The following is a 25,130-nucleotide window of genomic DNA, read 5'->3' on the forward strand; positions in this document are numbered from 1 at the left end:
TCCCCTCGCCCGGTCAGCCGCAGCCGCCGGGCTCGTCGTGGTCGAACGAGCCGACCGTGGCGAGCGCCGCCACCGGGAGGCTCGCCAGCAGGTCGGCCGACTCGACCGCCGGGCCGGCACCGCGCAGCGCCAGTACCGCCGCCTCGACGTCGGCGATCCGGTCCACGCCCCAGTAGCGCTGGCGGTCGACGAGGAACAGCGGGATGCCGAACACCTCGTCGTGGTGCGCGCTGACCAGCGCTGCCACGCCCAGTTCGCGGATCCGGTCGTCGTCGACGGCGGCCATCAGCTCGGCGCCGGGCAGGCCCGCCGCGTCGCAGGCGGCCCGCAGCACCGCCGGGTCGCTGATGTTGTCGCCCCGGTCCCAGCGGGCCTCGGTGACGACCTGGTAGAACCGCCGTTCACAACCCAGTTCGCGGGCGCGCAGCCAGCCCAGCGCGGACGGCTCCCACCAGGGCGCGACGTCCACCGGCCAGACCAGGCGGTAGCCGAAGCCGGCCGCGAGCCGCTTGGTGTCGTGCAGGATGTACAGGTGCTTGGCCTTGCTCATCACGGTGTAGTGGAAGTCCGCACCGTGCGCGTCGAGGCCGGCCCGGGTCCGGTCGTCGGGGTCCCAGAAGGGTACGTACTCGAACAGGTCCGCGAAGTCCGGTACGCGCTCTTCCAGCTGCCGCAACGCCATCCAGCTGAACGGGCTCTGGAACGAGAAGTACACCCTCGGCCGGCCGGTCACGGCGCGCTCCACAGCAGCGCGGCCTGCGTCTGCGGGTCCATGACGGCGACCTGGCCGGCGTCGGGGCCGCTGGCCACCCCGTACCCGTGGGTGATCGATCCGGTGGCGGTGTGCACGATCCGGCCGTCGCGGACCACGTAGCAGTCCATCCGGCCGCTGAACATGACGTCCTTGACGATGTCGTCGACGGTGAAGACGATGTGCAGCTCCTCTTCGAGGTGCGCGTCGGCGAGCAGCCGCACCTGGGAGCGCGTCACGGCCGGGATCCAGTTGCGTTCGGTGAGCATCCGCCGGATCGAGATGCCCCGCTCGGCCAGGTACCGGTGCACCACCTCCTCCAGGTCGCGCACGTAACCGGAGTGCTGGATCCGGTCGGAGAACTGGCAGTGCGGGTACGGGATCGTCTCGCTCCACCGGAAGCCGGGCCGGAAGGCGGCGGGCGGTTCGGCCGGTGGGCGCAGCGCGGCGACGCCGGGCACCACCCGGCCGGCCAGCTCCGCGGGCAGCTTCCCGGTGACCCCGGTCGGCGCGACAAACGCGACCCGGACCTTGCCCTTGAGCACGGGCACCGGCTGTCCGTGCCGCTCGACGGTCAGCGTGACGGCGAAGGTGTCCTCGGCGTCGTTGCCGCCCGGCGCGGGCGTCGCCTCGGCGTGCACCTCGTCGTCGACGAACACCGGGCCGGGCAGCCGCACCGAGTGCTCCACGATGGACAGCTGCACCCCGGCCCCGTGGAACAGCTGGCCGGGACCCGTCCCGCGGTCGCGGTAGTACTGCAACACCGCGTCCTCGGCCAGGTAGACGAACTGTTTGAAACCGACCCAGGTGCCGATGTTGGCACCCTCGTACCGCGGCCGGCCGCGGTAGGTCGTCGGGTGGGCGTCGAGCAGGACGGTCATGCGGAAACCTCCAAGGTCGGACCGGCCGGCGACAGTGCCGGCACGACGCGGTCGAGGAACTCGGCACACTCGGCGGCCACCTCGGTCGCCTGCGTGATGTGACAGAAGTGGCCGTAGTGCGGGCGGACGCGCACCTGCGCCGCCGGTAGCACGGCGAGCGAGTTGGCCCGCACCCCGGCCAGCCGCTGGTCGTCCCGCCCGGCCAGGACCAGGATCGGGGTGCGGACCTGTCCCAGCGCGGGCCGCGGCGTGGCGAGCAGCCGGTCCAGCACCAGGTCGGCGGCACCGTCGGGCACCCGCTGCAGGGCCTTGTCGACCATCGCCGCGAGCAGGTCGTCGGCGACGTGCGCGGCGCGGGGGCCGAGCCGGGCCCGCAGCCCGTCGGCCACCACCTGCCGGATCGCCGCCCGGGTGCGGGCGATCAGCACCGGGTGCGGGGCCCGGTCGGCGGGGCGGACCAGCGGCGCGAGCAGGACGGCGGCGCAGACCGCCGGCGGCGCTCCGGTGGCCAGGTGGTCCAGGACGGCGTTGGCGCCGAAGGAGTGGCCGACGAGCACGTCGACGGGTTCGGGCACGGCCGCCAGGGCCCGTCGCAGCCACTCGGCGGGACCGGCCGAGTCCACCAGGGACCGACCGGGGTCGCCGCTCCACGGGGCGTCGACGGCATAGCAGCGGTAGCCGGGGCCGAGTCGTACGGCCAGGTCCTGCCAGGTGCTCCCGTGGTCGGCCAGGCCGTGCACGGCCGCCACCACCCGGGCCCGCCCGTGCTCCGGGGCGGCGCCGGGCGCGGCGAGCAGCCGCCAGGTCATGTCCGGTCCCCGTCGCGGCACAGCCGTGCGGTGGCGAATCCGTCGCCGGTCGAGCCGCAGGTCAGCACCGCCTCGACCGCGTCCTCGACACCTTCCGGTCGGGTGGCCGGGTCGGTCAGCCACCGGGTGGCGAGCCCGGTCTGCAGCACCCCGGCCGCGCCGTATCCGCCCCCGAGCAGGGCGGCCAGGTCCTGGTCCGGGCCATCGCCGGTGCCGCAGGCCAGCCGGATGGTCCGCGGCCCGCCGGCCGGGACCGGCTCCGGGGCCCGGTGCCGGCGTACCGAGTGCAGCCGGACCGGGCCCGGCTGCTCGGCCGGGACGAGCACCACGCAGGCGGCCATCCCCTGCGGCGGCCCCGGCGGGATCCCGCCGGCGGCGCGCAACCCGGCCGCGATCTCGTCGGCCGGTTCGGCGCCCACCACGACGGCACGGTGGGCCCGGCCGCTGCGCACCAGCAGGGCACCGAGCCGCACCGCGTCGAGCCCACCGGTCGCGCCGGAGCAGACCATCAGGTTGGGGCCGGTGAAGCCGTACCGGATGGCGATGCTGCTGGCGATGATGTTGCTCGACGCGTTCGGCGCCTGCATCGGGCTCACCCCGCGCAGGCCGCCCGCGCGTACCTGGTCGACGATGTCGCAGACGGTGGCGACGTTGCCGAGGTTGGAACTGACCACGACGGCGGTCCCGGCGGCGCCCGGCACCGGCCCGGTCGGTCGGCCGGGCGGCAGGCCCAGGGCCCGGTGTACGGCGCACATGGCGAGCCGCACCGCCGGCTCCTTGAACAGCAGACCCTTGCGGCCGAGCAGCGTGTGCGCCTCGTCGGGGCCGCAGTCGGGCTCGGTGGCCGAGGCAATCAGCCGCTCCGGCGCGATCCCGGGCACGTGTACCGCCGCGGCCCCGACCACCACACGGTCACCGTCCATGCCGCACCTCCACCAGGCAGACGGCGTTCACGCCGCCGAATCCGAACGCGTTGACCTGGGCCACCCGGGCGTCGGTGCCGGCCGGCCCGCCGATCACCAGGGGCAGCGGGGCCGCCTCGGGGATCGGGGTGCGCAGTCCGACCACCGGCGGCACCTGGCCGTGCCGCAGCGCCTCGACGGCGACCAGCAGGCTCATCAGCCCGGCGCTGCCGGAGGTGTGCCCGATCGCGCCCTTGATCCCGGTGACCAGCGGTCCGGGGCCGGCGTCGGCGAACAGCCCGGCCAGCACCCCGGCCTCGGTCGGATCGTTCAGCGCGGTGCCGGTGCCGTGCGCCAGCACCAGCCCGACGTCGGCCGGGCTCAGCCCGGCCCGCCGGTACGCGTCGTCCATCGCGGCGCGCAGGCCGGCCGGGTCGGGCGCCGTCTCGTGGTACGCGTCGCACGACATGCCCACTCCGCGCAGCAGCACGGTGGCGTCGTCGGGGGCCCGCTGCAGCACGACGGCCACCGCGCCGTCGCCGAGCAGCACCCCCTTGCGGTCGGCGTCGAACGGCCGTACCGCGTCGCTGGACTCGTCCCCGACCCGCCCGATCATGGCGAGCATGCTCTCGGTCATCGCGTCGGCGCCGCAGGCCAGCACCGCGTCCGCCTCGTCGAGCTGGAGCAGGTCGGCGGCGAGCGCGAGCGCGTGCGAGGAGGCCGAGCAGGCGTTGGAGACCGTGACGACGTCCTCGACGCCGGGCAACGCGGCGCGCACGGCGGCGCCGAAGTGCAGCGCGTCCAGGTCCGCCGGCTGCCCGTCGGCCCGCCACCGTTCCACCGCCCGCAGCTCCCGCAGCCCGGTGCCGACCAGCACGACGACACGCTGCCGGGCGTAGTCGAGGCCGGCCTCCCGGGCCGCCGCCGCCACGCACTCGGCCAGCCAGGCGCTGGCCCGGTACGGGCGTTCCGGGCCGGCCGCGTCCAGGTGGTAGCCGTGGCGGACGTTGACGCCGTCCGGGGCGACGTACCGCAGCGGTTGCCGGCCGGATTCCCCGGCCAGCAACGCCTGGTACGTCTCGGCGGTGTCGCCGAGGCTGGTGCGCATCGCGCTACCGGTGATCGCGAGCCGCACGCCCGGTTCCCTTCAGGACGGCAGCGCCGACGGAGCCGTCGGCGGTGCTGGCGACGATCAGCGAGAGGCACCCGTCGTGCTCCGGCGCGCCCCGCTGGTGGGCCAGCACCGCAGCGACCTGGAGCGCGCCGGCGGCGGTCGGGCAGTTGCCGGCGAGGTCGGTGATGGCCACCCGGTCGGCGTCCGGGCCGACCACCTCGTCGAGCGCCTGCTCCTCGGCGGCGGCGCCGGAGGTGACCACGGTGGCGAGGTCCTGGGGGTGGACGTCGGCCTGGTCCAGCACCCGGCGTACCCGGTCGGCGAGCGCCGCGGCGAGCTCCGTCCGCCCTCCGGTGTGGCCGAGGCCGACCGCGAGGATCTCGGCGACCGGCTCGCGGCCGGCGGCGCGCATGGCGGCCGCGTCCTCGACCAGGAAGACCGCGCCGCCCTCGCCGCCGACCGCGGTCGGCGACGCGGCGGTGGCGTGCTCGGTCCACGCCAGTTGCGGGGTGTACTCGTCCACCGCGCCGACCAGCAGCGCCTCCGCGCGGCCGCGCCGCAGCACCGTCGTGGCGTAGCGGAGCGCGGCCAGGGTCGCCATCCCGCCGCCGGCGAGGGTGGTGTTGACCCCGCGCAGCTGGTGCCAGATGGCCGCCTGGCCGGCCGCGCAGTTGAGCACGGTGTTGGGGAACAGGATCGGGTTGACCAGGTAGGGCTTCTCCTGCACCAGGGTGTCCCGGCTGTAGTCGCTGGTCGACTGGAGGCTGCCGACGCTGGTGCCGAGCACGACGCCGACCCGGTCCCGGTTGTCGTCGCCGACCACGAGGTCGCTGTCGGCCAGCGCCTGGCCGCAGGCCAGCACCGCGAACGCGGTCCGCCGGTCGAGGAAGCTGGTGCCCTTGCGGCCCAGGTGGTCCCGGGCGCGGAACCCGACCAGGCCGTACGCCCGCGGGTCCGGCACCGGTTCCTCGGTCAGCGCGGCCGCGTCGACCGTGCCGTCCCGCCCGGTACGCAGGCCGGCGGTGAACTCGTCGGCGCCCAACCCGAACGGGGACAGCACGCCCCACCCGGAGACGCCGAGCACGAAGGAGTCGGTACGCGAATCGGTGGTCACGGTCATGCGAGCCGTCCAAGGATCGTGATGGCGTTGTTGCCGCCGAAGGCGAAACCGTTGACCTGGACGATGCGCGGCTGCTCGGGACGCGACTCGTTGGGTACGACGTCCAGGCCGGTCATCGCCGGGTCGGTGGTCACGTGGTTGATGGTCGGCGCGAGGAAGCCGGCCGAGATGGCCAGCGCCCCGGCCAGGGCACTGAACCCGCTGGCCGCGCCCATCGTGTGGCCGAGCATCGACTTCACCGAGCTCATCGGCGGCAGCCGGTCGCCGAAGACGTCGCGGACCGCCTCGTACTCGGCGGCGTCGTTGGCCGGGGTGGCGGTGCCGTGGGCGCAGATGAAGTCGACCTCGTCGGGCTTGACGCCGGCGTCCTGGTGGGCCAGCCGCATGCAGCGGGCCACGCTCGTCGCGTCCGGCGCGGTCGGGTGCTTGGCGTCGCAGGTGAGCCCGTAGCCGAGCACCTCGCAGTAGATCCGGGCGCCGCGGGCCCGGGCCGAGTCCAGGCTCTCCAGGAACAGCGCCACGCCGCCCTCGGCGGTGATCACCCCGGCCCGGTCGCGGTCGAACGGCGCGCACCGCTCGGCGGCGAGCGCGCCCAAGCGGTAGAAGCCGGCATGGGCCCACCGGCACACCGAGTCGGCTCCGCCGATCAGCATGTAGTCCTGTTCGCCCGTGGCGATGACGTCGAGGGCGTAGCCGAGGGCGTAGTTGCTCGCCGAGCAGGCGGTCGAGACGGTCAGCGCCGCGCCGGTGAGGCCCAGTTCCCGGCTCACCGCCTCGGCGACGCGTCCCGCGGGCAGCTGGCGGGCCAGCCGCTGCGGCGTGTCCGGGTAGCCGTGGGCCAACCAGTGTTCGGTGAGCCGCTCCACCACCTGGGACTCGCCGCTGGTCGTACCCATGCAGACGCCGATCCGGTCGGACCGGTCCGGGAGGTCGGTGGCTCCCGCGTCGGTGAGCGCGAGCCGGGCCGCGGCGGCGGCGAAGAGACTGCTGCGGCCCCAGTCCGCCGGGTCGAGCCGGGCCAGCATGGCCTCCGGCGCGAACTCGTGCACCTCGCCGGCCCGGTCGGTCAGGAAGCCGGTGGTGTCGAAGCTGGCGATCGGCGTGATGCCGCTGCGCCCGGCGCGCAGTGCCGTCGTGAAGGCGTCGACGCCGATGCCGATGCTCGACACCGGCCCGAGCCCGGTTACCACAACCCGTCGGTTCATCACCCAGGAGTCCTTCGTGAGTCCTTGGGCCGCGTCCGTCGGCGAGCGCCGCGCGCCGCCCCGTCATCCGCAGCGTGGTCGGGTTCTCACCGTCGAGCCGCCGCCTTGTGACGGCCTCGCGGCGGCCTCGACGCCGCCTCGAACCCCCGGCCGCGACGTCGAGCCAACGTAGAGGCCGCTTCGAGGGCCACGGAAAAGCCTTGCCACGGAAGGCGGACGCGGCCGCACCGACGTCCACCGATACGATGCCGATCAACGAACCCGACCACGGGAGGACCGGTGACCCGGAGCACCGCAGCGAGCACCGACGGCCAGCGCGACGGCGGTTCCGCCGATCCGGCGCGGCGGGCCGGTGGGCAAGCTGGTCCCTGGGCCGCGTACGGCGCCTGCGTCTGGTCCGTGCTGTTCGCCGCGCTCAGCTTCTACTGGGCGGCCGGGGGCCGGGTCGGCACCGGCACCATCGGCCCGGCCGTCGAAGGCCCGGCACTGGCCCGGGAGCCCGGTTTCGTGGCCCTGCTGTGGGCCACCGCGGTGCTCAAGCTGGTCGCCGCGGCGCTCGCCCTGGCGCTCGTCGACGAGCGCCCCCGCTGGCTGCCGCGCTGGATGCGGCTGCTCGCCGGCTGGGGCGCCGCCGCCCTGCTGTCCCTGTATGGTGTGGCGAACCTGGCGCAACACCTGCTGATCGTGACGGGGTTGGTCGAGGTCCCGGCCGGGCTCGGCCGGGCGGCACTGCCCTGGCACCTGCTGCTCTGGGACCCGGTGTGGCTCTCCGGTGGCCTGCTGTTCACCCTGGCGGCAATCCGCTACTCGAGGCTTAGCATACGAACTCTGCGGCACAAATAGGTAAACTAGTTCGATCATGTGTCACAAGACCTTGCCCATCCGGTGCGAAACAATGGAGACTTGCCGTTCGCGGGGACAGTTCGGCGAAAGGTAAGAGACCAATGGATCCAAGCGCGCTCGCCACGGGATTCTTTATCGCGAGCGCGTTCCAGGCCCGCCACGACACGGTTCTGGACACTTTCCGTAAGCGTCTGATCGGGGCCTGCGGCCCGATTGGCATCGAGGAAACGCTTCTCAACCAGGCAATTATCCAGGCCCGGCAGGTGCTGGCCGACGTCACTGAGAGCATCCGAACTGGACAGATCCAGGTCGACGAGACGGCGATCGCCCTCGCCTGGCAGGCCGGCGCGGCCCGCGCCATGGGCAACCTGCACCCGGTCGAGTCCCTGCGGGCCGCGACCGAACTGTTCGATCCGGTCCTCGACGCGGTGATCGAGACCGCCGCCGGCCAGCCGGACGCCGCCTGCATCGTCCGGACCGCCACCCAGGCCCTGCAGCGCAGCGTCATGACCCGCGTCCGCTGGGCCTCCGAGGCGTACGTCGGGTTCCTGCTCGACCGCGTACAGCAGGCGCAGCTCGCCGAGCGGCGCCGGATAGCCCGCGAACTGCACGACCGCGTCGGCGGGTCGGCCAGCGTCGTGACCCGCAACCTGGAACTGGCCAAGGCGTACGCGGACACCGACCAGGACCGGTCGCACGACAAGCTCGACGTCGCCTACCAGGCCAGCGTGCACACCCTCGAGGCGGTCCGCGGGGTGGCCACCGACCTGCGGCTGGAGTCCAAGTTCGACAACCTGGAGCAGGCCCTGCGCGGCTTCCTCGACGTCATGGGCGAGGACAACGCGGCGGTCGACCTCGCAGTCAGCGGGGACGAGGCCTGGATCCCCGCCGAAGTGCTGGCCGAGGTCTTCCTGGTGGTCCGCGAGGCACTGCGCAACGCCTTCCGCCACTCCGAGGCGCAGACCATCCTGAGCCACGTGGACATCGCACCCCACGAGATCCGGGTCTGGGTCAGCGACGACGGCGTCGGCTTCGACCCCGACCACGGCGCCTGCACCGGCGGCAGCGGGCTGGCCTCCATGCACGAACGGGTCGAACTGCTCGGCGGCAAACTCTTCCTGCACAGCACGCCAGGTCGCGGCACCCGGGTCGAGGCCTTCATCCCACTCTCGGGGACCTCGCGATGACATCGTCCGCCCAGCCTTCCGCGCCCACCAGGATCCTCCTCGTCGACGACCACGCACTGTTCCGGCACGGCCTGCGCGAGCTGCTGTCGATGGAGCCGGACCTGACCGTGGTCGGCGAGGCCAGCACCGGGGCCGAGGCGGTGGCCTTCGCCGCCGCACACCGGCCCGACGTGATGCTGCTCGACGTCGGCATCCCCGGCGACCACGCCGCCACCACCATCGCCCGGACCCTGGCGGCGGCGCCGGCCACCCGCATCGTCATCCTGAGCATGTTCGACGAGCCCACCGTGGTGCGGGAACTGCTCGGCGCCGGAGCCCGCGCGTACCTGCTGAAGAGCGTGACCCGCGACGACCTGGTCGCCACGCTGCGCAGCGTGCGCACCGACGCCGGCCGGATCATGCTGTCGATCTCGCGGGAGAGCTTCGAGCAGGTCAGCGACGCCGGCGCGCGGATCCTGTCCGACCGCGAGGTGGAGATCGTCAGCCTGGTCGCGCAGGCCTACAGCAACTCGCAGATCGCCCGGCGGCTGGACATCACCGAGGGCACGGTCAAGCGGCACCTGCGCAACGTGTTCACCAAGCTGGGCGCGGTGTCCCGGATCGACGCGGTGAACAAGGCCATCGCCATGAACCTGGTCAGCCCGGAGAAGCCGGCCGTCCCGCGGCCGCGTGGGTGACCGCGGGCGGCAGCTGACGCTGTCGGCGCCCTCGATCCGCATGCGGGACCGAGGGCGCCGGCCCGGCGGTCAGCCAGCGGCGACGAGGAGCCGGGCGGGGCTGCCGTTCAGCACCTGCCGCTGGAGCTCCTGCAGCTCGGGCGTCGGTTCCAGGCCCAGTTCGTCGGAGAGGGTCTGCCGCAGGCTCCGGTACGCGTGCAGCGCCTCGGCCCGCCGGCCGCACCGGTTCAGCGCGGTGATCAGCTGGGCGTGGAACCATTCGTTGAACGGGTGCGCCGCGACCAGGGCCCGCAGCTCGGTGATCAGTTCCCGGTAGCGACCCAACCGGGCGTCCGCCTCGATGCGCAGCTCCAACGCCCGCATCCGCAGCTCGGTGAGGTGCGCGAGGTCGGCGGCCATCCAGTCCTCGACGTTGACGTCGTCGAGCACCGGCCCCCGCCACAGGGACAGGGCGGTACGCAGGCGCTGGGCCGCCTCCGCCGCCTGCCCGGCGTCCAGCAACGCGCCGCCCTCCTCGCACAGGCGGGCGAAGACGGTCGCGTCGAGCTGCTCCTCGCCGAGTGACAGCAGATATCCCGTCGGCCGGGTGATCAGCAGCTGGTCGGCGGAGCCGGCCACGCCCACCCGCTCGAAGAGCGCCCGGAGCTGGTAGACGTACGTCTGGGTGGTGGTGGCGGCGCTTCGGGGTGGCCGGTTGCCCCACAGCCAGTCGAAGATGGCGTCCTGGCTCACCGTCTGATTGGCCCGGAGCAGCAGCAGCGCGAGGACCGCACGGACCTTCGGCGCGGTGGGCGTGCAATCCACGCCGTGGTGTCGGACTTCCAGGCTGCCGAGGATGTTGAAGCGGAGCATTTTGTACCCTCTTCTCTACGCATCTGACGTAGACGCTAACTGCCTGTGAGCCCGTCTCAAGCCCTTCTGCGTCCAAGGTGAACGTACCCGCTACTCATCGGACCTCATCGATACCACTTTGGTGGTACGCCACCACCCCCCTAAAGGACTTGACTTTTCAGCCATCGAAGTCGCTGAGCGTGCAGGACAGTTTCACAAACAGTTCCCAAGCAGGCCGCCAGGCGCCGACAACGGACCACCCGCAGCCGAGGAATGCGATTGCGATTCGCGTTCACTCCCATTTCACCGACGCGCCCGCCGCCAACCGGCGCGGGCCCATCCACGGTTCACTCCGCCCGGGCAGACCGCTCGGCGAGAGCCTTGATGGTGAGCAACTGCTTGCGGCCCATGAGCGCGTCACCGACCGCCAGCGCCGCCCGTCGAGCCTGTTCGAAGACGGTGGTGGCACCGACGTCGAGCCGCCCGACCAGCCGGGTGCCACCCGCGGCCGGCGTCACCCGGTAGGTGACCGCCACCTCGCCGTAGCTGCGCCGGTGCCGCTGGGCGATCATCCCGGTGAGATGCTCGTCCGGGACGAAGTCGACCACTTCGAAGATCAGGAACTTCTGACCGAGCGCCAACTGCTCCGCGCCCGGGGTGAGGGTCCGGGGACTGCGCCGTCCCAGGTTGTCGACCAGGTCGTAGCTGTACGGCGCGACCTTGAGTTGGCACAGCCACCGGTACACCAGCGGGACGGGCGCCGCCACGTCGACGGCCCGGACGAACGAGCGGAACGGCATCGCCATGTGGCGGTCGCACGGATAGTCGGCCGCCACCTCCTCCGGGGTGGCGTTCCACACCCGGGGGTCCCACCGCCGGAGTCTCTCTCGCAGCACAGCTGATCGCCTCTATCCCACCGGCCTGGCCGCACCATCGCCGGTCGTTGGTCGGATGATCCTGGAAGCATCGACCTGACCACGACCGGGTCGAGGCAGCATCGACGACCGGTCGCATGCCGGCGGCAACGGGCTGGTGAGCCGCACACCAGGAAGCGCCGGGTGGCATCATCGGCAGATGCCTGTGGTCGAAGTTGTGCTCGGTGACATCACCAGCGAGGACGCGGACGCCATCGTCACCGCGGCGAACGAGTCGCTGCTGGGCGGCGGCGGGGTGGACGGGGCGATCCATCGGGCGGCCGGGCCGCGACTGGCCCGGGCGGGTGCCGCGCTGGCGCCCTGCGCCCCGGGCGACGCGGTGGCCACACCCGCGTTCGACCTGGACCCACCGGTACGCCATGTCATCCACACGGTCGGTCCGGTGTGGGAAGGCGGCGACCACGGCGAGGCCGACATCCTGGCGTCGTGCTACCGGCGCAGCCTCGATGTCGCCGATGAGATCGGCGCCCGCAGCGTGGCCTTCCCCGCCATCACCACCGGCGTCTATGGATTCCCCGCCGACCAGGCGGCGACCATCGCGGTCTCGACCATCCGGGCAACCCCGACAAAGGTCGAGCAGGTCCGCCTCGTCGCCTTCGACCAAGCCACGTACGACCTGCTGACCGCGGCGCTGCAAGGCTGACGCCGGCACGGTCGCCACGAGCGGCCCCGCCCGGAGGCACGTCTCGCGCCTCCGGGCGTCGCGGCTGGTTTCGGGTCAGTCCACGAGCGTGACGTGGCCGGTGTCGAGGTCGTACCGGCCGCCCACCACGCGCAGCGCGCCCTGGTGCACCCGCTCGGCGATGATCGGGCTGCGCTCGACCAACCCCCGCACCTGCGCCCGGACATTCGCCCGCACGCCGTTGTCGACCGGGTCCCCCGGCTGCTCGAGAACCGGCGCCACGATGGGACGGAGGGCCTCCACGATCGTGCCGATGTGGCCCGGCGCCGTGCCGCCGGAGCGGATGGCGTCGATGGTGGCCGTGATGGCCCCACAGCGTTCGTGCCCGAGGACGATGATCAGCGGGCTGTGGAACTCCTCGACCGCGAACTCCACGCTGCCCAACAGCAGGTCGTCGACGATGTTCCCGGCCACCCGGTTGTCGAACAGGTCGCCCAGGCCCTGGTCGAACAGCACTTCCGGGGCCACCCGGGAGTCGGCGCAGCCGACGGTGACGGCGAACGGGTGCTGACCCGCGGCCAGCCGGTGCAGGTCGTCGAGGCTCTGGTGAGGGTGCCGGCCGTGCCCGGTGACGAACCGGTGGTTGCCGCGCAGCAGTCGGCGCAGGGCCTCGTCCGGCGTGACAGCGGGCTCCTCAGCCGGCGCGGCGACGGCGGGTTGAGCAGCCGCCGCGGCGACGACGGCGGCGCCACCGGTCGCGAGCAGCGACCGGCGAGAGAGACGAGAGAGCTTCACGGTGATCTCCTGGAGGTAGACAGTCAGCTATTTCCTACCACCGATGTCCACAGTGTCCAGTGTGTCGCGGAACACGTCAGACGAGATGGCCCGGTAGTTGGCATCACCAGGCGAGCGACGACGCACCATCATTTACGGCCCAGCCACCTACGATCACGCCATGACTGAGGCCGCGATTGGTTTTGGCTACAAGCTTCAGTGGCTCGCGGTGCGTGGCCAGGGCGCTGCTGATGTCGCCGCGGCGCTCCGCCTCAGAAAGTGTTGTGATACCTCGGTGTGATCTTCGCTGACTGCGTCGGCGAAGATCACGTCCGTATCGTTGGTCTGTAAACCGGCGTACGGGTCGTCGCTGACCGATCCGGAGTGGGCGGTGATCGAGCCGCTGCTGCCGCAGCGTGATCCACGCCGGGGCGGGCAGCCTCTGGGCTATCCACGTCGGTTGGTGATCGACACGATCCTGTACGTGCTGCGTACTGGCCGCGCGCGGCGGCTGGTGCCGCGTGATCTGGCGCGAGCCACAAGGCCTGATCGAGACCGAGGCAGCTCGACGCCTCAGCGACGAACTCAACCAGAAGTAGCCATCCAGTTACCCAACACTTTCTCAGACGGCACCATGACATGCATCACCTCGAAGGATCACCCCCGGCGGACGGCCGGAGGTAAGTCAAGGCTTACTTCGCCGCGACTTCCGGCGGACTATGGACGGCGCCCGGACGGCAGTCCCAAAAAAAGGGGGGTCGAGGCGGTCGATGGCCGGTACCGATCGACAGATCAACGTGGAGCAGTCGGCGCTCGCCGCGATCTACCAGGAGTTCGACACGCTGCTGGCGGCGACGCGCGACGAGCTCGCGGACGTTCTCAGGACGACCCCCGAGACGGCGGGCGAGGTGCAGGAACGCGAGGTCGCCGCAGCCAGGCTGACGCGCCGGTCGCATGGCCTCCAGGCCGCCGAGCAGGGACTGTGTTTCGGGCGGATCGACCAGCTCGACGGCACGGTTCTGCGGATCGGTCGAACGGGACTACGGATGCCTGGTGGAGAGCTGCCGCTGCTGGTGGACTGGCGCGCCGAGGCCGCCCGGCCGTTCTACGCCGCGACCGCGCGGCAGCCCCTGGGCGTGCGCCGGCGCCGACACCTGCGCGTCGACGGGCGCACCGTGATCGGACTTGCCGACGAGATCCTGGACGGGTCCCCGCCAACCGCCGACGACGTCCTCGGCGACGGTCCCCTGGCGGAGGCGCTGGCCGAGGCTCGTACCGGCCGGATGCGCGCGGCGATCTCCACCCTGCAGGAGGAGCAGGACGCCATCGTGCGGTCGGCGAGCAAAGGCATCACCGTGGTCCAGGGCGGACCCGGTACGGGCAAGACCATCGTCGCGCTGCACCGGGCGGCGTACGTCCTGTACGCGTTCCCTCGGGCCACCCAGGACGGGGTCCTGGTGGTCGGCCCGGATCGCCGTTTCCTCGACTACATCTCGGAGGTCCTGCCGTCCCTCGGCGAGAACGACGTGGTCCTGGCCACCCGCGACGACCTACTCGACCCCGGTCTGCGCGTAGTGCCCGAAGACGAGCAGACGGCGCGGATCAAGGGGCACCGGATGCTCGCCGACGGCCTGGCCCGCTGGGTGCGCAGCAAGCAGCCGCAGCCAGTGCCCGTCACCATCACGGTCGGCCAGGAGCGGCTACGTCTCCACGCCTCCGTCATCGCTGAGGCCCGCGCGGTCGCGTCCGGGCTGGCCCACAACGAAGCCAGGGCGGCGTTCAAGGAACACGTGGTGTCCGAGCTGGTGAATGCGGTCGAGCGCCGAACGGTCGAATCTCTGGAGCAGATCGACGCCGAGGTGGCCAGCCTCGTCGGCATCGACCTGGACAAGGCGGCAGCGGCCGATCTCGACGCGCTGGGGTTCACCGACGACGCGGCCGACGCGATGGACGAGACATTCGACCGCGAAGCAGTCCAGCGTGCGCTTGGCGCGGACGCGCAGGTCGACACCGTGATCGAGGGTCTGTGGCCACAGTTGCGTCCCAGTGACGTGGTGCGGGGCTTGCTGACCGATGAGGCGGCACTGTCGCAGTTCCTTCCCGCCATCGAGCAGAGCGATCGAGAACTCCTCCTACGAACGCCGGAGGCTCCCTGGACCCGCGCGGACCTGCCCCTGTTGGACGAAGCCCGCGCACTGGTTGACGGGCCACCCGAGCGCATCTTCGGTCACGTGGTCGTCGACGAAGCCCAGGACGTCACCGACATGGAATGGCGGATGATCACGCGTCGGTGCCCGACCAGATCGATGACCGTGGTCGGCGACTTCGCCCAGGCCGGCCCATCGTCCGTACACAACGACTGGCAGGAGATCTTCCGCCCGTTCGTCGGCGCCCCGCTCGACGTGCACACCCTCACCGTGAACTACCGCACGACGGCCGAGATCCTCGGCTGCACCCGGGAACTGCTTGCCGCGATCGCGCCGGAGCAGTCGCTGAGCGCCTCACTGCGCCACGGCGAGAGTCCCCGCACCCTGACCACGTCGGACGGGCTGCTGATCGAGACGCTCGTTCGAGAACTACTGACCCAGCGCGAGGCCCAGCCGGGTGAGCTGGCCGGCGTGATCTGCTCCGCCCAGCGAGCCGACCTTCTCGCCGCCACCGCGATCGCGGACCATGCCGAAATGGTGCCGGCCGGGCAGGTGCGTGGCCGCGAATTCGACACGGTCATCGTCGTGGCTCCGGACGAGATCGTGGCGGCCCGATCGTCAGGGCAGCGGGACCTCTACGTCGCCCTGACGCGCGCTACCAAGAGGCTCTGCATCGTCGAACTGACGCGATCAGCGGATCTGTGACGCGCGGCCGGCCCAGGGGAGAGGCTCCTCCCCTCGGTCATCGCGCACCGTCTGGGTGTCAAACATCCTGCGGTACTCGCCATAGCCTTCACGCTCGAGGTCGTCGCGCCGGACGAACCGAAGCGCGGCCGAGTTCATGCAGTATCGCAACCCGCCAGTCTCCGGGGGACCATCGTCAAACACATGGCAGCGGCGGGATGGCGGTGCCCCCGAGCCGATCTCTTCGCCGGGCAGTCGCCAAACCGCCCGCCGCGACCGAGCGCCCTGGCGCTGGCAGGCGTACCACCGAGATATCGCTAACATGCGGAGGTGTGCCGGTACGCAGAGATCACTTACAAGGTCCACTACGTGTGCGTGCCGTGCCGTCGTAGTCACAAGTATCCCTGGGACGGCGCGAAGCACCCATGCACGTCGTGCCGGCAGCCGATGGTCTTTGCTGGGCACGACTTCGCGGCACCCCGTCGGCGGAACGACTCCGGGTGGGCTGCGGTTGCGGCAGTTCTCAGGGCGGGGCTGCGCTACGAAGGCTTCGAGGTGTGCGGCTGTTCACGGGAGCCGAAGTTCCGGCCACGAACGAGCGCCGAAGTCCGGATGCGGCGGCGGGTCGCCAGCCGCCTAGGTTTGTCGGAGGCTGAGGCACTGGCTGCTCCGGATCCTCACGACCTTGGTTGACAAGCCGAGGCATCGCGGTAGCGATCGGGGGGATCATGCGCGGGGTGACGTGTGAGATGTAGGGACGCGAGCTGGTTTTTCTCGGCGTGCCCAACCTCCACGGACATGGGCCGACCCCGGTGGCACTCGTGCTCTCACTGCCCAGCGCAGTTCCACTAGGTCGAGAAGACCGGGAGCCCTTCTACGGGCCGAACGCCCCGTAGGCCAGCAGGGCCGCAACGTCGAGGATCGTGGCCACCCGTGTCTGCGGCCCGAAGCCACCCACCGCCCACCCAGTGAGCTCCGCCAACCCTGTCCCCGTTTGGCCGTCAGGTCGGTAGGGCGTCACCGATCGGATCGCGCAGTGAGGTCGGGGAGAGCAACGGCCGGAGTGGGCCGTCGTCGACAATCCCCGGCAACCGCCGGGCCACCCCGGCGAGCAGGTCGGCGACCTGGACGCGCGGATCGTCCCGGGAGTCGACCATCACCAGCCCGGCCAGCGGCGACCCCCCGGCCGGCGACAGTCCGGCGCTGTCGGCCAGCACCTGCTGGAGGCGGCGCAACCGGTCGGCCGTGAGGGCGCTCTGCTCGTCGTGGATCACCAGCACCCGCCGCCCCCCGCCGCTCCAGAACAGGACGGTCTCGGCCAGCGCCGGCAGCATCGGCTCCAGCGGTGGAGGGATCGACCGGTCGTTGCCGTGCAGCCGGGCCTGGACGTTGGCCACCCGGGTCCGGTCGAGTCCGAGAAGGATGGCCTCGGCCGGCGCGCCCAGCGCGTGTCGTAGCAGTACATCCCGTGCCTGGAAAAACCGTTCCACGCTGCGGCGATCCGGCCGGTCTCGCCGTTTGGTCCGGAGCATCTCGACGAAGGCCGCGAGGAAGACCCCCCAATCGGAACCGGCCGAGCGCCTGGCCCGATACAAGGCGAGGGCCGCCGAACGGTGTTCCTGGGTCAGACGGGTACCGGCCGCGTACGACGGCTCCGTCAGCAGCAGGTCGACGATGCGGGTGACGAGGAAGTATTGCTTGTCGACCAGGTGGACGTGCGCCCGGCCGCGCAGCGCCGCCAGGAACCACTCCAGCACCTCACCCGCTTCGGGCCGGCGGAGGAACTGCCGGGACTTCAACTCGTTCGGCGAGAACCGGAAACCGGACCGCAGTGTCGCGATCAGCCCCGCCGCCTCCTCGCCACACAGGTCGACACTCGCGTGGGTGATCACGGGGGTGGCTGGATCAAGCAGATTGGTGCCGGAAAACCCTGACTCGTCACAGGCGATCTCCACGACTGTGCCGGGCACCGCATCCACCGGCGGCAGCCCACCCTGCAGCGGCAACCTCACCCGACCCCCTGTCATGCCGACCATGGTCGCCGACCCACCCCGATTGGACCACCCAGTTTGGCTACACGGGCACGGGCGCTGCATTCATGGCGGGGTTTTACGGTGACACTCAGTTAGTAACCCAGCTATGAAAAGAGGGCACGCCCATCGGTGGGTGTGCCCTCCCATGCTGTGTCGGGATGGTCGGATTCGCCGTCCTGGGCTAGCCAGGTCGCCCGATGCCCACGCCCCGACCGCCTGCGCTACACGGCCAAGTTTCATGGCGCTGAGCGATTGGCTGTTGTGGCCGACAGTGAAGGAGGTCTCATGGGCTACAGCTTCGAGTGGGTTGATCTGCCCGAACCTGCTGCGACCGCTCGCTTCCGCTACCAGGCATACCTGGAACTCGGGGATCTGTGCCGACCATGCACGGACAAGTACCACTCACTTGCGGATGCCTATCAGTTCCATCTGAACATCGCCGGCATGGCCTTCTGCCGCGACGGTATGCGCCGCACGGGCATGACCTACCAGGCAGCCCCGCAGCCGTTCCCCGACAGGCCGTTCGATGACATCGACGACTTGCGGTCTGCCGATCAGAGCCGGCGTGACGCCTACAACGCGGCCGAACGGGCGGCGTCGGCCCAGACGGTCGCGGGAATGGTTGGCATCCCGGAGTTCAAGCTGACGAGCAACGGCCCGTGGCTTGTAGGTGCGCGGGAGATCGAGCAAGCGCTGAACCTCTACCAAGCTTCATCACCCAGCCTCCGCGCAGAGTTGGAGGGGGATGACCTGTGGGTGGCCTGGCTCGACTGGCTGAGGCGGACCGTCAGCCACGGCGGCTTCACCGTAGGGTGACCGGCCCGCCATTCCTAGATCGTCTAGCCGGACGTGTCACGCACGTCCCGAGACGGTCTGTCGTGCAGGTCCTGACAGCCGGCATGGGGACATGGCGGTGGTGCTTGCTTTCCCGCCGCGCCCGGCCTCAACCATCGCGGCGACGGGAGGCGTTCTAACGTGCGAGGGGGTGGGCATGACCGAGACGTTCCATCAGTTCGTGGTGCACCGGTCGCCGGCGCTGTCCCGGACGGCCTACCTGCTCGCCGGCGATCATCAGCTTGCCGAGGACCTGCTGCAGACCGCCCTGGCGCGAACGTACCGGCATTGGCGGCGGATCCACGGCGGCGACCCCGAAGCGTACGTGCGGCGGGTCATGTACCACCAGCAGGTCTCCTGGTGGCGGCGCCGACGGCCGGCCGAGCGGCTGGAGTCGCAACCCACCGACCGGGCCGGTGACGACCATGCAGACGCTACGGCGCTGCGGCTGAGCCTCGCGGCTGCGCTGCGTCAGCTCACTCCGCGCCAGCGCGCCGTGGTCGTGCTGCGGTTCTACGAAGACCTGACCGAGTCGCAGGTCGCCGAGGTGCTCGGCTGCTCGGTCGGCACGGTCAAGCGGCACAGCCACGACGCGGTCCGCCGGCTACGCGCCATCGCCCCCGACCTGGTCGACCGGACGGCGGAAAGGAGCCCACGATGACCGACCGACTTCGCGAGGTGCTGCACACCGCCGCGGCCGACATCCCCGCGTACCCGGTCTACGGGCAGGCGCTCGCCACGGCCCGCCGCCACCGCCGCCGTACCGTGCTCGCGGCCGGGGCGGTGCTGGTGCTGGTCGCGCTGGCCGGGGCGGTGCTGCCGCTGGCCCGTACCCCTGCGGTCGGCCCGGCGGCCGGCGTGGACGCCGCGCTGCCCGACCGGGTCGGCGTGCCGCCCTTCGGCAGTCTGCACGCAACCGATCGGCCGCGACTCGGCCCCGCCTCGGTGATCTTCACAGGTCAGGCTCCCGGGTTGATGTACGGCGACGAGGGCAGCATCATCACGGTGGTCGGTGCGGACGCCGATCGTTACCGAATCATCAAGGGCGAAAGGGAGGCGCTAGCCGGCGGGGACACGGTCCTGTCCCCCGACGGCCGTCAGATCGCCTTCCGCTCGGTCGGCCTCACGCCCCGGGTGGAGATCGTCGACCTGGTCACCGGGCACAGCCGTACCGTGTCCAGCGGCGTCCCGGGCACGGTCCTGACCGGGCCGGCCGGCTGGTCGCCGGACGGCCGGGCGCTGCTCGTCGGGGACGCCGTGCCAGCCAACCCGGAGCGCAGCGCCTACCGGGGAGTGCTGAGCATCGTCTGGCTGGACGGCAATCGCCGAACCCGGCTGGCAGACGAGCCCGAGGGCTTCGCCTGGCCGGCATTCGCCCCGGACGGCGCACGGCTCGCCTTCCAGACCGGACGGACGGTCACCGTCACCGACCTGGACGGCCGGCGGCTCTCCTCGTTCAGCCTCGCGCCCGAGACGGAGCTGGCCGGCAAGGGCGCCTGGAGCACCGACGGCCGGGCGCTGACGGTCACCCGGCGGGACGGCGACAGCTGGAGTCTGCGACAGATCGACCCGGCCACCGGCCGGGACCTCGGCGCGATGGACACCCCCGCCGTCTCCGGGGTGACCGCCATCCGGCTGCTCGGGTGGGCAGCGGACGGATCCGCGCGGGTCGTCGCCTACCTCCCTGCACCCCACGCGCCGGCCGCGTTCGACGTGCCCCTAGAGATGGATCAGCGACTGGCGTACGGCAATGTCGGCACCGTCCGGGTGCTGGCCCTCGGCCGGGGCGCAGAGGTTCCCACCACCCTGCTCACCGCTCCACAAGACGTCGTCTCGATCGACGTCTCCAACGACGTGATCCGCAGCGGCCGCACCCGCGGCGCAAGCCCGCCGCACGGGGTGGGTCCCCGATTCTGGTTTTGGACAGTCCTCATCACCGTCCTGGTGGCCGGTATCGCGGCGTACCGCAATCGCGAAGGGCTGGCGCTCTGGTTCCACAACCGGCAGGCCAGGCAAACACGTCGACGGAGTGGGCGGTCCTCATGATCACAAAGGCTGGACAACACCCGCAACGGGCATGGCCGGCCGGCGCGGGCCCGCTTTTCCGCTCTGGATGCGCCCGCCCGTCGCCCAACCGCGCCCGTTGCGAGTCTGACCACGGCAGCCGATCCGCCCCGGAGAGAGGTGATGAACCGGTGCAGTGTTGCGATGGTGGCTCAAGTCGTTAGTTCGGCGGCGTTACTTTCGGCAGGTTCCTTGACCGCCGTCGGGGTTGACAGGGTGATCGCCCCGGGCACCAGCAGAACCACATAGTTGCTCGCGATCAACATCGCGACGGCAATGGCTGCGAACGCGGTGAGCCCCACTCGGTCAGCAACCAGCGGAGTCAGAGCGAACGCGACCGGGTTGAGGCCGAACGTTACAACGGACTCCAGCGCGAATACCCGCCCCTGGACCTCCTGGGGGAACTCCTTCTGCAGCGCCGTAAACCAGAAGACGACGAAAATCCCGATGCCCACCCAGCCGAGAAACGCACAGACGCAGAAGACGGCAAGCGGCACATCGACGGCGAGGCACCAGACGAACAGAGCGGCTGGCGTGAGGGCGTTCATTGCCCACAGGCCTGGCCTCGCGGTTGTGACCCGTCCAGCCAGCGCTGAGCCGATGATCATGCCGAGGGAGCCGGAGGCGCTGATCCAGCCGTAGGCGACGTAACCGTAGCGGTCCGCGCTGGCCACTGGGACGAGCACGGAGTAGGGCGCGAAGACGAGGAGGAGTTGCAGTGTCCCTTGAAGCATGATCGTCCAGACCCATGCGCGGCGGCGTACCTCCCTGGCACCCTCCTTGATCTCAGCGAAGATGGACGGGGACGCGGCTTTGACTGAAGGCGCCGCGACCCCCGGTAGCCGGATCCACAGCAACGTGAGCAGGCTCACCATGAACGTCGCGACGTCGAACAGCAGCGCCCAGCGAGGGCCAACGCTTGCGACGAGGACGCCGCCAAGCCCTGCGCCCGCGGCCAGGCCGAGGCTGTTGGTGGCGCCGTCGAGTGAGTTGGCCTTCTGCCGCAGCTCAGCTGGGACGATCTGTGGCAGTGCCGCGCGGTGCGCGGGCTGAAAGAGAGCCGAGCCAGTGCCGGCGAGCGCTGCGCACAACAGCAGCGGCGCCAGCGCCGACTGGGGTCCGAAGGTGAGGTAGCCGAGGACGGCGATCGCCCGGATGACATCCGACAGCGCCATGAGGCCGGTCCGCGAGTGCCGATCGGCAAATGCGCCGCCGAGCAGCATCAAAACCACCGAGAAGAACGCGTCGGCGGCGAGCACGTAGGCATAGGTCTTGCCACTGTGGGACTGCAGGATCAGCGCGGGAAGGGCTACTAGCCGGATGCCGTTGCCGATGACGCTTGTCACCTGACCAAGCCAGAAGGCGAGGTAGCCACGATGGCGGAAAAGGGCGTGGTAGGTGCTCACGGCAGAGGATCCTGTCAGACAGCGAGCTGCTTTCAACCTGATTAGCTACCTGGCGGATCTCCTCGTCGGGCAGTTGTAGACCTTCCAGCCTCCCACTCACAGGAACAGCCACGCCCAATGGCGCACAACGGAGTGGAGCCACTACCGACGGCAATGGCTCCACTCCGTTGTCACTGTGCCTCGCACCCCGGCGGCCGCTGACCCCGAGTCGAGGCATCCTGCCACCGCGCATGCCATCTCGTGCGCGCGCGGAACTTCCCGTTCACACGCGTCACATGATGGAGATCGACCGCACCTGGGTGTTGCCCTTCGTGTCGACGAATACCTTGTAATCGCCGACGGTGTAGGTGCCAGCAGCGTTGTTGTCGATGGTGAACGTGGCCGTCACAGGAGACTCGCTGCCGTCGATGTGGGTCTGCTTCACCGTGATGGTCAACTCGTTCGTGTTGCCCTTCAACTTCTTCACCACCGCCGACGGCTTCGCATCGATGACCGCGTTGGCGACTGTCACGTAGACCGCGTCGGGCGAAGAGAACTCCGCGTTCTTCTGCCCATCACCGAACACGAAGAAACCCCGTTGTTCGATGGCCCCGCGCCCGGGGAACGGATCCGGGTTTGAGGCCAAGTACGTCGGATTGACCGTGTACAGGTCCGTCTTGGAATCCGCGAGCTTGGCCTGCACCCCGGTGTACGGTGCATCGGTGATCGCGAGGTTGACCGACAGGTAGATGGCGTCGGGGTTGTTGGCCGAGATGCGCGAGGAGAAGAACTTGTCCGCACTCTGCCCGGCAGGAACGGCCAGCGGCACAACCTTGTCGCCGACGAGAATGTTGAACTGGAAGTCGCCGTAGCCCCCGGCGACGAACTTCGCCCAAGCCGCGTCCGGCATGTGGTCGGGGCGCTCCACCTTGAACTCCAGACGCATCGGCGCCACGTACGTGGAGTTCAGGTACTCGGTGTCGGTCAGGGGCAAGTAGACCCCTCCCGGGGCGTGGCCCAGTTCGAAAGCCGACGCCGTCGGGGTCGAGTTGCCGCGCCCGTTCCACATCGGGATGTTGAACGAGGTGGCGCCGAGCAGGGCCTGGTTGCCCAACTGGCTCGTGCCGACAGCCGCCGACGCGTCCTTGTAGGTTCCGATCGTGACGTCGAGCAGGTCGAGGTCCGCCCGGTCGGCGTTCAGCCCCGGCATGTCTGCCCACATGAACTTGGCACCGGCGGGCCCGGAGTACCGGGCCATTTCCAGCATGCCATCGGCCATGATCTTGGTCATCTGCACTGCCGAGTCGATCTTCATCCGCTCGTTGGCCGTGTGCCACCAGCGCTCGTTACCCGGGATGACGGCGCCGAAGGCGGTCATCTTGTTGCGGAAGCTGCTGGCCAGGGTGCCGCCGGTCGTGCCCTGCGGATAGACCACGTCCCTGAGGGAATACGGATCCGCAAACTCCCCCGGGTTGCGGTTGATCGAGGCTTGGTAGCTCCCGAACTGAAGAGCCGTCAGCGGGTTGTCGTGCGTGACGTACAACCCGGCGCCGACGGGCGAGCCGAGGTTGCCGATGGTGAACCCCTTCGCCTGGAAGGCGGCCGTGACCGCCGTCGTTGCCTGGCCGGAGTCAGCCGCCGTGACGTGCATGCTGCGCACATACATCGGCATGCTGAGGATGCCGGAGGCGTCCGTGTAAAAGCTCGTCGGGGTCTCCGAGTTGATGCCTCCCATGAGGGCAAAGGTCAGGTTCGGGGTGCCGTTGCTCGGGTTGCGCAACAGGCTCGCCGGGATGCCCATGTACTTGCCGATATAGGCTTCGCCTTCGACACCGTCGCGGAAGAACAGGTCGGCAATGCCGTCGGCGGCTTTCTTCAACTGCATGTCGGCGGCCGTGGTTCCCAGTGCGCCGAGTCCCTTGGAGAGGAGGAACATTCCCCACACGACGGCATTCTTGCCGTACTGCGGGGTCGGCATCTCCATCGCCACATCGGTGTTGATCTCCAGCGTGAGCGAGTCGCCGGTGATCGTGGTCTGCACCTTGGGCGTGGTGCGGGGAGCGGCCGGGAGCCAACCCTTCGTGGTCGCGGCAGCGGTGATCGCCGACACGAATCGGTCGCGCTCGGCGGAGCCGGCCCCCGCCACGTCGAGGGTGAAAATGGCCCGCGAGGCGATCTGCGTGGTGCTGCCGTAGGCGATGTCCTTGAGCGTCGGGTCGCCTTCGCGCAGGGTGACGCCGGCTGTGGCATTCGTCAGCCGGAAGGCCTTGGTGCTGTCTGCGGCCAAGCTCATCGACACCGGCGGGGTCACCGATCCGGAGTTGCCGACGATGACCGGGAACCGCGAGTCGGAGGTGTAGGCCGCGATCGGGATCTCTTCCCGGTTGAGGTTCTTGTAGGCCCAGTTGTCGTAGAAGCTCGGGTTCGAGTTGTACGGGATGGACTGGAAGGTGGCGGTGTTCGCCGTCGAGGGCGTGCCGGGACCGCCGTCTTCGTAGATTCCCATGACGATGCGGATGCGTCGGTCGAGGGGCAACCCCGCCTCGAGCAGCGCCTTGGCCGCGAGCAGCGTCGCCAGCGTCGGGCCGCTGTCGTCCTGTATGCCCGCCCCGTAGACCCAGCCGTCCTGGACATAGGGCGAGTGGTACGCACCAGGAGTGCCGAGGTTGCCATCGGCGTCCCGCCAGCGCGCCAGCTGGGCTGGCGAAACCGAAGCCGTCGGCGAGTCGAGGTGGCTCAACGCCATGACCATCTCCGGGGCGTCCGGGTCACCGATCTCTGCATAGACGTACTTGTCGGGCTGGCGTTGGACGACCACCGGGAAACCCAGGTCGGTGGCCAGCTTGACCACCCAGGCGAGCTTGGCGACCTTGCGGTCGTACTCGTACTGGTTGGCCGCAGTGTTGCTGACCGGGAAGGGGTACGCCGTCGCGGCCGTGCCGCCTCGGGAGATGGAGTCGTAGCTCGACCCGTCCAGCATCGCCCCGACCAGACTGAGCGGGTCGTAGGTGCCGTCCCCCGCCCGCGCGCTGTTGACGCGTCCAGCCAACGCCTCGACTTCCGCGTGAATCGCGTCCCGCTCGGCGTCGGTCACCGACAGATCGTAGGTGACACTCGGCTGGAAGCCCTCCTCGCCGAAGCTGGACGCGGACGCGTTGGGCATGGGCGCAACGGTCGCCGCGAGGGTCGCGGCGAGCAGGACGGAGAAGGTGATCGTCCGTCTGTCTCTCATAGAAGCTCCAGAACAGGGGGATGACACGGTGGGGTCAGCACACGCCAGCCGTGCCGCCAGCGGCCGACCGGGCGGGATTTCTTGAGGATGATCTGAGAAT

At 70.5% G+C, this 25,130-nt stretch carries 22 protein-coding genes and 1 pseudogene; 9 read left to right on the forward strand and 14 right to left on the reverse strand.

Going from position 1 to position 25,130, the window contains the following annotated elements; all coding sequences use genetic code 11:
• Window positions 1-13 precede the first annotated feature (13 nt).
• Genes ACFYML_RS14300 through ACFYML_RS14330 form a run of 7 tightly spaced genes read right to left on the reverse strand, consistent with a single transcriptional unit; the run spans window position 14 to window position 6,782 of the window.
• Window positions 14-733: a DsbA family protein gene (locus ACFYML_RS14300; RefSeq protein ID WP_357441530.1), complete on the reverse strand. Its 720-nt coding sequence runs from the start codon at window positions 731-733 to the stop codon at window positions 14-16.
• Window positions 730-1,632: a thioesterase gene (locus tag ACFYML_RS14305; RefSeq protein ID WP_387421010.1), complete on the reverse strand. Its 903-nt coding sequence runs from the start codon at window positions 1,630-1,632 to the stop codon at window positions 730-732. Before ACFYML_RS14305 ends, ACFYML_RS14300 begins: the two co-directional genes overlap by 4 nt.
• The gene (locus ACFYML_RS14310; RefSeq protein WP_387421011.1) at window positions 1,629-2,441 is read right to left on the reverse strand and encodes an alpha/beta fold hydrolase; all 813 of its coding nucleotides are present in this window, start codon (window positions 2,439-2,441) and stop codon (window positions 1,629-1,631) included. Before ACFYML_RS14310 ends, ACFYML_RS14305 begins: the two co-directional genes overlap by 4 nt.
• Complete coding sequence (locus ACFYML_RS14315; RefSeq protein WP_387421012.1) at window positions 2,438-3,364, reverse strand: beta-ketoacyl synthase N-terminal-like domain-containing protein; 927 nt, start codon at window positions 3,362-3,364, stop codon at window positions 2,438-2,440. Before ACFYML_RS14315 ends, ACFYML_RS14310 begins: the two co-directional genes overlap by 4 nt.
• Window positions 3,354-4,478 (reverse strand): beta-ketoacyl synthase N-terminal-like domain-containing protein, encoded by a 1,125-nt coding sequence (locus tag ACFYML_RS14320; protein WP_387421013.1) that lies wholly within the window; start codon window positions 4,476-4,478, stop codon window positions 3,354-3,356. Before ACFYML_RS14320 ends, ACFYML_RS14315 begins: the two co-directional genes overlap by 11 nt.
• On the reverse strand, window positions 4,456-5,577 hold the full coding sequence (locus ACFYML_RS14325) for a beta-ketoacyl synthase N-terminal-like domain-containing protein (RefSeq protein ID WP_387421014.1): 1,122 nt from the start codon (window positions 5,575-5,577) through the stop codon (window positions 4,456-4,458). The genes ACFYML_RS14320 and ACFYML_RS14325 overlap by 23 nt, the downstream gene beginning before the upstream one ends.
• Window positions 5,574-6,782, reverse strand: coding sequence for a beta-ketoacyl-[acyl-carrier-protein] synthase family protein (locus ACFYML_RS14330; protein ID WP_387421015.1), 1,209 nt, complete (start codon window positions 6,780-6,782; stop codon window positions 5,574-5,576). Before ACFYML_RS14330 ends, ACFYML_RS14325 begins: the two co-directional genes overlap by 4 nt.
• Before the next feature lie 279 nt (window positions 6,783-7,061).
• On the opposite strand from ACFYML_RS14330, the gene ACFYML_RS14335 reads away from it, so the two are divergent.
• The 3 genes from ACFYML_RS14335 to ACFYML_RS14345 all read left to right on the forward strand — a co-directional run bounded on the left by ACFYML_RS14335 (window position 7,062) and on the right by ACFYML_RS14345 (window position 9,489).
• Window positions 7,062-7,625, forward strand: coding sequence for a DUF3995 domain-containing protein (locus tag ACFYML_RS14335; RefSeq protein ID WP_387421016.1), 564 nt, complete (start codon window positions 7,062-7,064; stop codon window positions 7,623-7,625).
• Window positions 7,626-7,726: 101 nt separating this feature from the next.
• Entirely contained in the window at window positions 7,727-8,812 is a 1,086-nt protein-coding gene (locus tag ACFYML_RS14340) for a sensor histidine kinase (RefSeq protein WP_387421017.1), read from the forward strand.
• Window positions 8,809-9,489, forward strand: coding sequence for a response regulator (locus tag ACFYML_RS14345; protein WP_387421018.1), 681 nt, complete (start codon window positions 8,809-8,811; stop codon window positions 9,487-9,489). The genes ACFYML_RS14340 and ACFYML_RS14345 overlap by 4 nt, the downstream gene beginning before the upstream one ends.
• Window positions 9,490-9,558: 69 nt before the next feature.
• Here the strand turns inward: ACFYML_RS14345 and ACFYML_RS14350 are convergent, their stop codons facing one another.
• Together ACFYML_RS14350 and ACFYML_RS14355 are read right to left on the reverse strand one after the other, a co-directional pair.
• Window positions 9,559-10,341, reverse strand: a complete 783-nt coding sequence (locus tag ACFYML_RS14350) for a BTAD domain-containing putative transcriptional regulator (RefSeq protein ID WP_387421019.1) — start codon at window positions 10,339-10,341, stop codon at window positions 9,559-9,561.
• A gap of 326 nt (window positions 10,342-10,667) precedes the next feature.
• Window positions 10,668-11,216: a hypothetical protein gene (locus tag ACFYML_RS14355; protein WP_387421020.1), complete on the reverse strand. Its 549-nt coding sequence runs from the start codon at window positions 11,214-11,216 to the stop codon at window positions 10,668-10,670.
• Window positions 11,217-11,394: 178 nt separating this feature from the next.
• Between ACFYML_RS14355 and ACFYML_RS14360 the strand changes: the two genes are divergently transcribed.
• Window positions 11,395-11,898, forward strand: a complete 504-nt coding sequence (locus tag ACFYML_RS14360; RefSeq protein ID WP_387421021.1) for an O-acetyl-ADP-ribose deacetylase — start codon at window positions 11,395-11,397, stop codon at window positions 11,896-11,898.
• 75 nt (window positions 11,899-11,973) lie between these two features.
• Here the strand turns inward: ACFYML_RS14360 and ACFYML_RS14365 are convergent, their stop codons facing one another.
• Complete coding sequence (locus ACFYML_RS14365) at window positions 11,974-12,672, reverse strand: carbonic anhydrase (RefSeq protein ID WP_387421022.1); 699 nt, start codon at window positions 12,670-12,672, stop codon at window positions 11,974-11,976.
• 319 nt (window positions 12,673-12,991) lie between these two features.
• On the opposite strand from ACFYML_RS14365, the pseudogene ACFYML_RS14370 reads away from it, so the two are divergent.
• A pseudogene (locus ACFYML_RS14370) lies at window positions 12,992-13,171 on the forward strand (transposase); the annotation flags it as partial.
• A 199-nt stretch (window positions 13,172-13,370) separates the two neighbouring features.
• Window positions 13,371-15,503 (forward strand): HelD family protein, encoded by a 2,133-nt coding sequence (locus tag ACFYML_RS14375; RefSeq protein WP_387421023.1) that lies wholly within the window; start codon window positions 13,371-13,373, stop codon window positions 15,501-15,503.
• Here the strand turns inward: ACFYML_RS14375 and ACFYML_RS14380 are convergent.
• Both ACFYML_RS14380 and ACFYML_RS14385 read right to left on the reverse strand, forming a co-directional pair.
• Window positions 15,489-15,806, reverse strand: coding sequence for a peptide-methionine (R)-S-oxide reductase (locus tag ACFYML_RS14380; RefSeq protein ID WP_387421024.1), 318 nt, complete (start codon window positions 15,804-15,806; stop codon window positions 15,489-15,491). The genes ACFYML_RS14375 and ACFYML_RS14380 overlap by 15 nt on opposite strands.
• 677 nt (window positions 15,807-16,483) lie before the next feature.
• The gene (locus ACFYML_RS14385; protein ID WP_387421025.1) at window positions 16,484-17,509 is read right to left on the reverse strand and encodes a hypothetical protein; all 1,026 of its coding nucleotides are present in this window, start codon (window positions 17,507-17,509) and stop codon (window positions 16,484-16,486) included.
• Window positions 17,510-17,800: 291 nt separating this feature from the next.
• Between ACFYML_RS14385 and ACFYML_RS14390 the strand changes: the two genes are divergently transcribed.
• The 3 genes from ACFYML_RS14390 to ACFYML_RS14400 all read left to right on the forward strand — a co-directional run bounded on the left by ACFYML_RS14390 (window position 17,801) and on the right by ACFYML_RS14400 (window position 20,395).
• Window positions 17,801-18,331, forward strand: a complete 531-nt coding sequence (locus ACFYML_RS14390) for a hypothetical protein (RefSeq protein WP_387421026.1) — start codon at window positions 17,801-17,803, stop codon at window positions 18,329-18,331.
• Window positions 18,332-18,506: 175 nt separating this feature from the next.
• A complete protein-coding gene (locus ACFYML_RS14395) occupies window positions 18,507-19,010 on the forward strand; it encodes a SigE family RNA polymerase sigma factor (RefSeq protein ID WP_387421027.1) in 504 nt (167 codons plus the stop codon).
• Window positions 19,007-20,395: a hypothetical protein gene (locus ACFYML_RS14400; protein ID WP_387421028.1), complete on the forward strand. Its 1,389-nt coding sequence runs from the start codon at window positions 19,007-19,009 to the stop codon at window positions 20,393-20,395. Before ACFYML_RS14395 ends, ACFYML_RS14400 begins: the two co-directional genes overlap by 4 nt.
• A gap of 170 nt (window positions 20,396-20,565) precedes the next feature.
• Here the strand turns inward: ACFYML_RS14400 and ACFYML_RS14405 are convergent, their stop codons facing one another.
• Both ACFYML_RS14405 and ACFYML_RS14410 read right to left on the reverse strand, forming a co-directional pair.
• A complete protein-coding gene (locus tag ACFYML_RS14405) occupies window positions 20,566-21,819 on the reverse strand; it encodes an MFS transporter (RefSeq protein ID WP_387421029.1) in 1,254 nt (417 codons plus the stop codon).
• A 271-nt stretch (window positions 21,820-22,090) separates the two neighbouring features.
• Window positions 22,091-25,030 carry a hypothetical protein gene (locus ACFYML_RS14410; protein ID WP_387421030.1) on the reverse strand — a complete coding sequence of 980 codons (2,940 nt, stop codon included), beginning with the start codon at window positions 25,028-25,030 and terminating at the stop codon, window positions 22,091-22,093.
• Window positions 25,031-25,130 lie beyond the last annotated feature (100 nt).

The organism is Micromonospora sp. NPDC007230 (genome assembly GCF_042869115.1).
GTDB lineage: Bacteria > Actinomycetota > Actinomycetes > Mycobacteriales > Micromonosporaceae > Micromonospora.